Here is a 12,514-nt window from a genome sequence, read left to right as displayed (position 1 = left end):
AGCTCATTTTTTCTCAGACTGCAAGCAGTTCATCAATAAGAATTATACTCTTCGAAAATCTCTTCAAACCACGTTAGCGTCTCCTTGCCGTAGGTATATGATACTGACTTCGTCAGTTCTATCTGCAACCTCAAAGCTGTACTTTGAGCAGCTTACGGCTAGTTTCCTAGTTTGCTCTTTGATTTTCATTGAGTATGAAACTAAATCTCAAACACTTAGTCCTTTTATTATACTGCAAGAAGATATAGTTTTCAATTATAGTTTTTCTCTAACTAGCTATAGTCTATTTTTATATCCTAATGTAGAGAAAACAGCCCTAAGGACTGTTTTTCATTAATAATGCATAAGAACCTTGTAATCGTAGTCACCGATTTTTTCACGACCGTTCAATTCATCCAATTCAACAAGGAAGGCACAACCTGCTACAATACCACCAAGTTTTTCAATCATCTCGATGGTTGCCTTAACAGTTCCACCTGTCGCCAAGAGGTCATCTACGATCAGAACACGTTGACCTGGCTTGATGGCATCCGCATGCATAGTCAAGGTATCAACACCGTACTCTTTTTCATAGTCAGCAGAAATGACTTCGCGTGGCAATTTACCTGGCTTACGAACAGGCGCGAAACCAATTCCCAACTCAAAGGCAACTGGACAGCCTACGATAAAACCACGAGCTTCAGGACCTACGATCATATCAATTTTCTTGTCAGTAGCATACTGAACAATTTCACGAACAGCGTAGCTATAAGCATTCCCATCAGCCATCAAAGGACTAATATCACGGAAGGTAATCCCTTCCTTTGGATAATTTTCAATTGTTGCAATGTAATCTTTTAAATTCATATTTTTCTTTCTTTCAAAGTTTTTACTCTCTATTATACCATATTTTCTAGTAAAGAAGAAAGAGAAAACAGTATTTCATCTGCTAGTCACCCTATAAGCCAAATAAGATGATCATTTTTATTCAAAGGGTATCACAAGATAGATGCATAATATGACTTCCCTAGCAAAAAGGAGAGAAGCATTTTGTTTCTCTCCCTAGATTAACTGATATCTCTCCACTACAATTGATAAAGAGATATCTTTTCTTGTAGTGCTTTAAATTTTATTTATTTTAATAGACTGTTTTTTCAGTTTCTACATCGAAGAAGTGTGCTTTGTTCAAGTCAAATCCAAGTTCAACTGTTGCACCTGTCTGCAAGTAGTCACGAGCATCAACTTTAGCAACAAATTCGTCTTTACCAACTTGGCAGTAAAGGTGAGATTCTGAACCAAGCAATTCTGATACAGAGATAGTAGCTTTCACAACTGATTCTGGGAATGTTTCAAGGAAAGCAGGTTCTGCATTCACGTCTTCTGGACGAATACCGAAGATCAATTCTTTACCTTCGTAGCCTTTTTCACGAAGAACTTTCAAAGCACCTTCTGGAACTTTCAAACGGAAACCATCAGAAATAATTTCACTTCCAACCAATTTCACATTGATGAAGTTCATAGCTGGGCTTCCGATGAATCCTGCTACGAATTTGTTCACTGGGTTTTTGTAAACTTCTTGAGGAGTACCAATTTGTTCTACACGTCCGATAGTACCTGTACCAGCAGGGTTCTTAGTTGCTGACATGATAACGATACGGTCTGCAAGTGTCATCGCTTCTGTTTGGTCGTGAGTTACGTAGATAGTAGTAGCTCCGATACGACGGTGGATTTTCGCAATCTCAGCACGCATTGATACACGAAGTTTAGCATCCAAGTTTGACAAAGGTTCGTCCATCAAGAATACTTTTGCATCACGGACGATAGCACGACCCATGGCAACACGTTGACGTTGACCACCTGAAAGGTCAGCTGGTTTACGTTCCAAAAATTCTTTCAATCCAAGAATTTCAGCTGCTTCTTGCACACGTTTGTCGATGTCTTCTTTGCTGTATTTACGCAATTTCAAACCGAAAGCCATGTTATCGTATACAGTCATATGTGGGTAAAGAGCGTAGTTTTGGAATACCATGGCGATGTCGCGGTCTTTTGGAGCTACGTCGTTGACAACCACGCCATCGATAGATGCAGTTCCTTCTGTGATGTCTTCAAGACCAGCAATCATACGGAGTGTAGTTGATTTACCACATCCTGAAGGACCTACGAAAACGATAAATTCTTTATCTTTGATGTTCAAGTTGAAATCTTCAACTGAATAGTGTTCGCTGTTTGGATATTTTTTGTAAATATTTTTAAGATTTAATTCTACCATGAGGTGAACTCCTTTTGTCTTTTGATAATTACATTATAGATGAAAACGCTTTACATTTCTATGGCAAGATGACCAAAAAAATAAAAAAGTTCTGTGCAACTTGCACAAAACTTTAGAGAAGATCGGAGAATTTGAAAAAGATAATCTTTATTATTCTTCTATGACAAAAGCAGAAACAAAGATTAGCTTTCCCATATTTTCGCTGATTTTCCACTACATTTGACTGGATTCCAATTTTTTAGAGAAATACAAAAGAGCTAGCCTAAGCTAACTCTTATCCTATGCGGAGAGAGGGACTTGAACCCTCACGACCTAAAGCGGTCACAGGATCCTTAGTCCTGCGCGTCTGCCAATTCCGCCATCCCCGCGTCGATTACTTTACTAGTATATCAACTTTTGGGATACTTGTCAACACTTTTTTTCAAATTTTTTCATTTCATTAACCAAATTACTCTAAAATTTCATTTAGATTTTCATCTACTAACTTAGCTCCAAGTGTGTTTTTGAAATGACCTAGGGCAAATTGATGATTTTCAGGCCAGATGGAAGCAACAGCTGGTTTAACAATCTCGATGTCATATCCTAGATTATAGGCATCTATAGCTGTATGTAGGACACAGATATCCGTCAAGACACCTGTTAAGATAACGGTAGAAATTCGACGCTCTCTCAAACGGATATCCAGGTCAGTCCCTGAAAAAGCTGAGTAATGGCGTTTATCCATCCAAAAGACACGACTGTCTGAACCATGCTCTTGATAAAAGGTCCCCAAATCTCCATATAAATTCCGTCCGCTCGTCCCAATCAAATTGTGAGGAGGAAATAGTTTACTTTCTGGATGAAAACAATCGTTTTCTTCGTGAGCATCAATGGTAAAGAAGACGTAGTCTCCACGTTCAAAAGCTAATCGAGTCACCTTGCTAATGGCTTCTGAAATAGCTTGAGCTGGAGCCCCTGCTGTCAATTTACCACTATCAGCAACAAAATCTTCTGTATAATCAATCGAAATCAAAGCCTTAGTCATTAGTAATCTCTTTTCTTCACTTCTTCAAAAATATCTGAAATCAAGACCTTAAGATAGGTTCCCTTCATTCCAAGAGAGCGACTTTCAATAATCCCCGCAGATTCAAGTTTACGCAGAGCATTGACAATCACAGAACGAGTGATTCCGATACGATCTGCAATCACTGACGCAGTCAACTGCCCTTCATTTCCATTTAACTCCCCTAAAATTGCTGAAACAGCACGGAGTTCGGAGTAAGAAAGGGTATTAACCGCCATGGTAACAGCAGTACGGCGGCGAATATTTTTCTCATCTTCTTCACGTTGGAAATTAAGGAGTTGAATCCCAACGACGGTACTGGCAATCTCAACAAGGATCAAGTCCTCATCTTCGAATTTCTTATCATTGCGCCAAATAATCAAAGAACCAAGGCGAATCCCTGATACATGAATCGGTGCAATAGTCGTCAAGCCATCTGGAAAATCATCTCTACTCTCAACAGGGAAAATACTCATATCATGCTCAACAGGCAAATTTGCTTCTGTTTCGTAAATCATATTAGCCCCTTGAACGTAGTCATCTGGGAAAATCTTAGTTTGGAAGAATTGCTCTACGCGATCTGTATTTGTTTTATAACGCATAAAATAGCCAAGCAGACGTCCCTTACTATTGATAATGCAGGCATTGCAATGAATAATATCCGCCAACTGACGCGTAATAGCGTTGTAAGGTAGTTCATCCTGCAACTGCTCCTCTGAGCGCTTCAAAATTGATGTAATTTTTCTTGTTTTTTCTAATAAATGTGCCATTTTTCACCTCGAATTTAATCGCTATCATTATAACATAAAAACGTCTCTTTTTCAATAATTATCTGAAAATTCCTTATTGACTTGCAATTTTTAAAAACCAGAATATTTTTAATTAAATTGTTCCTTTTCTATTGACAAGTTGCCTGTTTTTGTGTATCATAACATTATAAAAAGATAATACAACAATTTTATTTATCTTTTTTCACATTCGGTCTCCTTATATAAAAAAAGCGATTCATTTTGAACCGCTTTTTCCTATTTATCGCCCTTGTTACGAATCACAAAGCCTGTTTTCTTTTCGCTTGAAGTAGTGCGTGGTTTTTTATTATCCTTACGGTAACGTTTTTCCTTATCAAAACGATCATTGCCACGACTGCCTTTTTTGAAATCATCACGGCGACCACCACGACGGTTGTCTCCACGGCGATTATCACGACGGTCATCTCCACGACGACCTCCCTTAGCTTTACCACCGAAGCCATTACCTGATGGTTTAAATGGCAGTGGTTTTTCACGTGCGATCTCCACTTCTGGAAGGCTATCCGGATCTTGAACAGTCAGACTCAAGATATACATTGCCAATTCTTCTGGAGTAAATTCGGCAGCTAGCTTACGAGCATCCTTGCCAAATTTCTCAAAGTTGGCACGAATGGTTTCATCTGCAAAATCACGTTCAATTTTCTTGAGAGCTACGTGTTTTTTTGCTTGGAAGGCTTCTTCTGCACTTGCAGGCTTGAGACCTTTCATGCGTTTCTTAGTCAAGTTTTCAATGATTTGGAGATAGCCCATTTCATTTGGAGCAACAAAAGTAATCGACTGACCTGACTTACCGGCACGACCTGTACGACCGATACGGTGAACATAACTTTCAGGATCTTGTGGAATATCGTAGTTATAGACATGGGTCACACCTGAAATATCCAAACCACGCGCTGCCACGTCTGTCGCAACCAAAACATCAAGATTGCCATTTTTAAAGTCACGAAGGACACGAAGACGTTTGTTTTGGTCTAGGTCTCCATGAATTCCTTCGGCACGGAAGCCACGGATTTTCAAACCACGAGTCAATTCATCCACACGACGTTTGGTACGCCCAAATACGATAGCAAGCTCAGGCTGCTCCACATCCATGAGACGAGTCATGGTGTCAAATTTTTCTTGTTCCTTGACACGGATATAGTACTGGTCAACCAATTCTGTTGTCAATTCCTTAGCCGCAATCTTCACATGCTCAGGTTCTTTCATAAACTGAACACCAATACGTTTGATAGCATCTGGCATAGTTGCTGAGAAAAGAAGAGTTTGACGGTTTTCAGGGACACGGGAGATGATAGCTTCAATGTCTTCAAGGAAGCCCATGTTAAGCATTTCATCCGCTTCGTCAAGGATAAGCGTTTCAATATCTTGTAATTTCAAGGCCTTGCGTTTAATCAAGTCCAAAAGGCGACCTGGAGTTCCCACCACGATATGGGCACCAGATTTAAGAGCCTTAATTTGTTTTTCGATGCTTGATCCACCATATACTGAGCGAACCTTGACTCCCTTACTACGACCAAAGCGGAAGAGTTCTTCTTGACTTTGGACAGCGAGTTCACGAGTTGGAGCGATGACCAATGCTTGGATAGTCGCTTCTTCTGTACGGATTTTTTCAAGGGTAGGCAAGCCAAAGGCTGCAGTTTTTCCTGTACCAGTCTGAGCTTGACCGATAACGTCCTTGCCTTCAAGGGCCAAGGGAATGGTTTGTTCTTGGATCGGACTGGCTTCTACAAAACCAGCTTTTTCAATCTCTGCTAGCAAATCAGCAGACAAGTTTAATTCATTAAATTTCACGTTATTCTTCTTTCTAAAGGTGGTGCGAAGCCACCCCATAGGGCTTAGTTTATACTTTTCTTTTTATGACGTATTTTCATATACTGGATACAAAATCGTGTTGCTTCTTTTCCACAAAAGAAAAGTACTGTTTTCTTTGCAACCTATCTAGTATAACACAAGACCAGAGCAAAAGATAGCCTAATTTCTCTAGAAAATCATGTAAGCGGTTTTTGGCTTTCCTTTTTGATGGAACGACCTAGATAATAAGACAAAGCCAAGGCGATACTATATAAAATGATAAAAACGAACAAGGTTTGTGTGTAAGAATGAGCCATTTTATAAGTCTCTGCTAATAGAATAGGCCCTGCTAAACCAGCCATGGCCCAAGCTGTTAAAATATATCCATGCAGAGCGGCCAATTCCTTGGTTCCAAAAATATCACTGAGATAAGCTGGAATCAATGAAAAACCAGCTCCATAGCAAGTCATCAAAATAGACATAGCGACTACAAAGAAAACGGAATCTGTAAAGAGCCAAAGTGAGAGAGAAAAGAAAAGATTGACAAGCAGTAATATACTAAAGGTTAGAGGGCGACCGATATAGTCAGACAAACTCGCCCAGAGCAAGCGACCAAATCCATTGAAAATCCCTAAAACGCCCACCATTACTGCTGCATGACTGGTAGACAAGCCAGCCATCTCCTGTGCCATTGGCGATGCCGCTGAAATTAAGCCTAAACCACAAGCTATGTTGATAAAGAAAATAATCCAAAGTATATAAAACCGATTGCTTTTTAGAGCCTGATTTGCAGCCATTCCTTGCGTCAAAGAGGCTGTTTTTTCTTTCCCTGAAGCAGATAAAATTGCAAGCTCTTGCTCATTTGGACGCTTAATGAATTGTGAAGCTAGGAGCATGATAATAAAGTAACTTGCACCTAAAATATAAAAAGTTTCTACAAGCCCTACCCCTGCGATGAGATGTTGCGCTATGGGACTAGTCAATAAAGAAGCAAAACCAAACCCCATAATCGCTAAACCTGTTGCGAGACCACGTTTATCAGGAAACCATTTTATAATCGTTGACACAGGGGTAATATAGCCTGCTCCCAAACCAAGCCCACCTAAAATGCCATAAGCTAGATACAACAACCACAGTTCTTGACGGTCTATTGCAAATCCTGTTAGGATATTTCCACCTGCGTATAGAAAGGCAGATAGACTCCCCATGACTCTCGGACCAAATTTTTCTACCAAACGCCCCATAAATGCAGCCGATAAGCCCAAACAAAAGATTGCTAGACTAAAGGCGAAGGCAACAGAAGCCTGATCCCATCCCGTTTTTTCAATAATAGGGTTACGATAAACACTCCAAGCATAAGTCGAACCCAGCATTAAGTGTAAAATGACCCCAGAAAAGGCAATAATATAACGATTCGATTTCATAAAACCTCCTATTTTCGAACATTTATTCTATCTTATATAAAAATAGATAGGATTTTAGTTTATCAAGCTTGTCAAAAAATTACTAGTTTTTTGTCTGGAAAGCGTTTTTATCTTTTTCTGTCTTTTCCGTAGCAGAATTGTGCAAAAGTTTTTTTCTTGTGCTAGAATGTAATTCGAATAGGAGGAATTCTAAATGTTAACTTATGATTTAATCGTTATCGGATTTGGTAAAGCTGGTAAAACACTAGCTGGTAAATTAGCTTCAGCTGGCAAAAAAGTTGCCCTCGTTGAACGTAGCAAAGCTATGTACGGTGGAACTTGTATCAACATTGGTTGTATCCCAACTAAGACTTTGCTAGTTGCTGCTGAGAAGGACTTGTCTTTTGAAGAAGTCATTGCTACCAAAAATACTATCACTGGTCGCCTCAACGGTAAAAACTATGCGACTGTTGCCGGTACTGGCGTGGATATCTTTGATGCGGAAGCTCACTTCCTTTCAAATAAAGTCATCGAAATCCAAGCTGGTGATGAAAAGAAAGAACTGACTGCTGAAACTATCGTCATCAACACTGGTGCTGTTTCAAACGTCTTGCCAATCCCTGGACTTGCTACAAGCAAAAACGTCTTTGACTCAACAGGTATCCAAAACTTGGACAAATTGCCTGAAAAACTTGGAGTCCTTGGTGGCGGAAATATCGGTCTTGAATTTGCTGGCCTTTACAATAAACTAGGAAGCAAGGTTACAGTCCTAGATGCCTTGGATACTTTCCTACCTCGTGCAGAACCTTCCATCGCAGCTCTTGCTAAACAATATATGGAAGAAGACGGTATTGAATTGCTTCAAAACATCCGTACTACTGAAATTAAAAACGACGGTGACCAAGTGCTCCTCGTGACTGAAAACGAAACTTACCGTTTCGACGCCCTTCTCTACGCAACTGGACGCAAACCAAATGTAGAACCACTTCAACTTGAAAATACAGATATTGAACTAACTGAACGCGGCGCTATTAAAGTAGACAAACATTGTCAAACAAACGTTCCTGGTGTCTTTGCAGTGGGAGATGTCAACGGTGGACTTCAATTTACTTACATTTCACTTGATGACTTCCGTGTTGTTTACAGCTACCTTGCTGGAGATGGCAGCTACACACTTGAAGACCGTCTCAATGTACCAAATACTATGTTCATCACACCTGCCCTTTCACAAGTTGGTTTGACTGAAAGCCAAGCAGCTGATTTGAAACTTCCATACGCTGTGAAGGAAATCCCTGTTGCAGCAATGCCTCGTGGTCACGTAAATGGAGACCTTCGCGGTGCCTTCAAAGCTGTTGTCAATACTGAAACAAAAGAAATTCTTGGAGCAAGCATCTTCTCAGAAGGTTCTCAAGAAATCATCAACATCATCACTGTTGCTATGGACAACAAGATTCCTTACACTTACTTCACAAAACAAATCTTCACTCACCCAACCTTGGCTGAGAACTTGAATGACTTGTTTGCGATTTAAGTTGAAATCTCATCTTAACTGACAGCCCTCTTTGGGCTGTTTTTGCTTCTGCGAAACACCAAATCTGTCTTTTCCCTCTTTTGTGATATAATAGAAACATGAACTTAAAAACTACTTTGGGCCTTCTTGCTGGGCGTTCTTCCCACTTCATTTTAAGCCGTCTTGGACGTGGAAGTACGCTACCAGGAAAACTTGCCCTTCAATTTGATAAAGATATTTTACAAAACCTAGCTAAGAACTACGAGATTGTCGTGGTCACTGGAACCAATGGAAAAACCCTGACAACTGCCCTCACTGTCGGCATTTTAAAAGAGGTTTATGGTCAAGTTCTGACCAACCCAAGCGGTGCCAACATGATCACAGGGATTGCGACAACCTTCTTAACAGCCAAGCCTTCTAAAACTGGAAAAAATATTGCCGTCTTAGAAATTGATGAAGCCAGTCTATCTCATATCTGTGACTACATCCAGCCAAGTCTCTTCGTCATCACCAATATCTTCCGTGACCAGATGGACCGTTTCGGTGAAATCTATACTACCTATAACATGATTTTGGATGCTATTCGTAAGGTGCCTACTGCCACTGTTCTCCTTAATGGAGACAGTCCACTTTTCTACAAGCCAGCTATTCCAAATCCTGTAGAGTATTTTGGTTTTGACTTGGAGAAAGGGCCAGCCCAGCTGGCTCACTATAATACCGAAGGGATTCTCTGCCCTGATTGCCACAGCATCCTTAAGTACGAGCATAATACCTATGCAAACTTGGGTGCCTATATCTGTGAAGGCTGCGGATGTAAACGTCCTGAACTCGACTATCGTTTGACAAACTTGGTTGAGTTAACCAACAATCGCTCTCGCTTTGTCATTGACGGCCAAGAATACGGTATTCAAATCGGTGGTCTCTACAATATCTACAACGCCCTAGCTGCGGTTGCCATCGCCCGTTTCCTTGGTGCAGATTCACAACTAATCAAGCAGGGATTTGATAAAAGTCGTGCTGTCTTTGGACGCCAAGAAACTTTCCATATCGGGGACAAGGAATGTACCCTCGTCTTGATTAAAAATCCAGTCGGTGCAACTCAAGCTATCGAGATGATTAAACTAGCTCCTTATCCATTTAGCCTATCTGTCCTCCTCAATGCCAACTACGCAGACGGTATTGATACCAGCTGGATCTGGGATGCTGATTTTGAACAAATCACTGACATGGACATTCCCGAAATCAATGCTGGCGGTGTTCGCCATTCTGAAATCGCACGTCGTCTACGAGTAACTGGCTATCCAGCTGATAAAATCACTGAAACAAGTAGTCTGGAACAAGTTCTTAAGACCATTGAGAACCAAGACTGCAAGCATGCTTATATTCTGGCTACCTATACTGCTATGCTCGAATTCCGCGAACTGCTGGCTAGTCGTCAGATTGTTAGAAAGGAGATGAACTAATGGTTTATACTTCACTTTCCTCAAAAGCTGGCAATTACCCCTATCAGCTCAACATTGCCCACCTCTACGGAAACCTCATGAATACCTACGGGGACAATGGAAACATCCTCATGCTCAAGTATGTGGCTGAAAAACTGGGAGCCCATGTGACGGTTGACATCGTTTCACTTCATGATGATTTTGATGAAAATCACTACGACATCGCCTTTTTCGGTGGCGGTCAAGACTTTGAACAAAGTATTATTGCAGACGACCTACCTGCTAAAAAAGAGAGCATTGACAACTACATCCAAAACGACGGTGTGGTTCTCGCTATCTGCGGTGGTTTCCAACTATTGGGTCAGTATTATGTTGAAGCTTCAGGCAAACGCATCGAAGGGCTAGGAGTCATGGGTCACTACACCCTCAACCAGACCAATAACCGTTTTATCGGTGACATCAAGATTCACAATGAAGATTTCGATGAAACCTACTATGGTTTTGAAAATCATCAGGGCCGTACCTTCCTCTCAGATGACCAAAAACCACTGGGACAGGTTGTCTATGGAAATGGAAATAACGAAGAAAAAGTCGGCGAAGGGGTTCATTATAAGAATGTCTTTGGTTCCTACTTCCACGGACCTATCCTCTCTCGTAATGCCAATCTGGCTTATCGCCTAGTCACTACTGCCCTCAAGAAGAAATATGGTCAGGACATCCAACTCCCTGCCTATGAGGACATTCTCAGCCAAGAAATCGCTGAGGAATACAGCGACATCAAAAGCAAGGCTGACTTTTCTTAAACAAAGTGAAACTATATCAAAGAACTCCGTTATCTTGTCGGAGTTCTTTTTGTCTTTTCTTTTACCCTTCTCCCTTGCATTTTCTCTCTTTTTTTGCCAAAATAGAGGGATAGAAAGAAGGTAGCTTATGTCTAAATTACAACAAATCGTAACATATCTTGAATCAGAAAAACTAGACGTCGCTGTCGTATCTGACCCCGTCACAATCAATTACCTCACTGGCTTTTACAGTGATCCCCATGAACGCCAAATGTTCCTTTTTGTCCTAGCAGATCAGGAACCTCTCCTCTTTGTCCCAGCCCTTGAAGTGGAACGTGCTAGCAGCACTGTTTCCTTCCCAGTTGTGGGCTATGTGGATTCTGAAAATCCATGGCAAAAAATGAAACATGCTCTTCCACAGCTTAACTTCAAATGTGTCGCTGTTGAGTTTGACAATCTTATCTTGACCAAATATCATGGCTTGAAAACAGTTTTTGAAACTGCTGAGTTTGACAATCTCACTCCTCGTATCCAACGCATGCGCCTCATCAAATCAGCTGACGAAGTGCAAAAAATGATGGTTGCAGGTCTCTATGCTGACAAGGCTGTTCATGTTGGTTTTGACAATATTTCTCTTGATAAGACGGAGACAGATATCATCGCCCAAATCGACTTTGCTATGAAACGTGAAGGTTATGAAATGAGCTTTGATACCATGGTCTTGACTGGTGATAATGCTGCAAATCCACACGGTATTCCAGCAGCTAACAAAGTTGAAAATGATGCTCTTCTCCTCTTTGACCTGGGTGTTCTAGTCAACGGCTATGCGTCAGATATGACTCGTACAGTCGCAGTCGGCAAACCTGACCAATTCAAGAAAGATATTTACAACTTGACCCTTGAAGCCCAACAAGCTGCTCTTGACTTTATCAAGCCGGGTGTGACTGCCCATGAAGTGGACCGCGCTGCCCGTGAAGTCATCGAAAAAGCTGGTTACGGTGAGTACTTCAACCACCGTCTCGGTCACGGTATCGGTATGGATGTCCACGAATTCCCATCTATCATGGAAGGAAACGACATGGTCATCGAAGAAGGCATGTGCTTCTCTGTTGAACCAGGTATCTATATCCCTGGTAAAGTCGGTGTTCGTATTGAAGACTGTGGTGTTGTTACCAAGGATGGCTTTGACCTCTTTACAAGCACCAGCAAAGACTTGCTTTATTTTGATTAATATTCATCTAATACTCAATGAAAATCAAAGTGCAAACTAGGAAACTAGCCGCAGGTTGCTCAAAACACTGCTTTGAGGTTGTAGATAGAACTGACGAAGTCAGTAACCATATCTACGGCAAGGCGACGTTGACGCGGTTTGAAGAGATTTTCGAAGAGTATTAAATCTAGGTTTACTAGATTCACTGCTACTATCTATTTATTCGGAAAAGAGACGAAAAAACCTGAGAATTATCTCAGGCTTGGTCATTAAATCT

At 40.9% G+C, this 12,514-nt stretch carries 10 protein-coding genes and 1 tRNA gene; 4 read left to right on the top strand and 7 right to left on the bottom strand.

The window, feature by feature from the left end; genetic code table 11:
• Window positions 1-333 precede the first annotated feature (333 nt).
• From HT730_RS04420 to HT730_RS04390, 7 genes are all read right to left on the bottom strand, one after another.
• Window positions 334-846: an adenine phosphoribosyltransferase gene (locus HT730_RS04420; RefSeq protein ID WP_049551996.1), complete on the bottom strand. Its 513-nt coding sequence runs from the start codon at window positions 844-846 to the stop codon at window positions 334-336.
• A gap of 271 nt (window positions 847-1,117) precedes the next feature.
• Complete coding sequence (gene ugpC, locus HT730_RS04415; protein ID WP_173306920.1) at window positions 1,118-2,248, bottom strand: sn-glycerol-3-phosphate ABC transporter ATP-binding protein UgpC; 1,131 nt, start codon at window positions 2,246-2,248, stop codon at window positions 1,118-1,120.
• 282 nt (window positions 2,249-2,530) lie between these two features.
• Window positions 2,531-2,616 (bottom strand) — tRNA-Leu (locus HT730_RS04410).
• Between the two features lie 80 nt (window positions 2,617-2,696).
• Window positions 2,697-3,272 carry an isochorismatase family cysteine hydrolase gene (locus HT730_RS04405; protein ID WP_166728039.1) on the bottom strand — a complete coding sequence of 192 codons (576 nt, stop codon included), beginning with the start codon at window positions 3,270-3,272 and terminating at the stop codon, window positions 2,697-2,699.
• On the bottom strand, window positions 3,272-4,060 hold the full coding sequence (gene codY / locus HT730_RS04400) for a GTP-sensing pleiotropic transcriptional regulator CodY (protein ID WP_000940732.1): 789 nt from the start codon (window positions 4,058-4,060) through the stop codon (window positions 3,272-3,274). Before codY ends, HT730_RS04405 begins: the two co-directional genes overlap by 1 nt.
• Before the next feature lie 255 nt (window positions 4,061-4,315).
• Complete coding sequence (locus HT730_RS04395) at window positions 4,316-5,890, bottom strand: DEAD/DEAH box helicase (RefSeq protein ID WP_173306919.1); 1,575 nt, start codon at window positions 5,888-5,890, stop codon at window positions 4,316-4,318.
• A gap of 197 nt (window positions 5,891-6,087) precedes the next feature.
• On the bottom strand, window positions 6,088-7,314 hold the full coding sequence (locus HT730_RS04390; protein ID WP_173306918.1) for an OFA family MFS transporter: 1,227 nt from the start codon (window positions 7,312-7,314) through the stop codon (window positions 6,088-6,090).
• A gap of 193 nt (window positions 7,315-7,507) precedes the next feature.
• Here HT730_RS04390 and HT730_RS04385 point away from each other — a divergent pair, with 193 nt between their 5' ends.
• From HT730_RS04385 to HT730_RS04370, 4 genes are all read left to right on the top strand, one after another.
• Window positions 7,508-8,824 carry an FAD-containing oxidoreductase gene (locus HT730_RS04385; protein WP_138700647.1) on the top strand — a complete coding sequence of 439 codons (1,317 nt, stop codon included), beginning with the start codon at window positions 7,508-7,510 and terminating at the stop codon, window positions 8,822-8,824.
• Window positions 8,825-8,922: 98 nt separating this feature from the next.
• Window positions 8,923-10,266 carry a lipid II isoglutaminyl synthase subunit MurT gene (murT, locus tag HT730_RS04380; protein ID WP_173306917.1) on the top strand — a complete coding sequence of 448 codons (1,344 nt, stop codon included), beginning with the start codon at window positions 8,923-8,925 and terminating at the stop codon, window positions 10,264-10,266.
• Window positions 10,266-11,048: a lipid II isoglutaminyl synthase subunit GatD gene (gene gatD / locus HT730_RS04375; RefSeq protein WP_173306916.1), complete on the top strand. Its 783-nt coding sequence runs from the start codon at window positions 10,266-10,268 to the stop codon at window positions 11,046-11,048. Before murT ends, gatD begins: the two co-directional genes overlap by 1 nt.
• A 127-nt stretch (window positions 11,049-11,175) precedes the next feature.
• Window positions 11,176-12,258 carry a Xaa-Pro peptidase family protein gene (locus HT730_RS04370; protein ID WP_173306915.1) on the top strand — a complete coding sequence of 361 codons (1,083 nt, stop codon included), beginning with the start codon at window positions 11,176-11,178 and terminating at the stop codon, window positions 12,256-12,258.
• Window positions 12,259-12,514: the final 256 nt, after the last annotated feature.

Origin of the sequence: Streptococcus sp. k-628, assembly GCF_013277475.1 — a bacterium.
Taxonomy (GTDB): domain Bacteria; phylum Bacillota; class Bacilli; order Lactobacillales; family Streptococcaceae; genus Streptococcus.
This window is presented reverse-complemented; position numbering and strand designations above follow the sequence as displayed.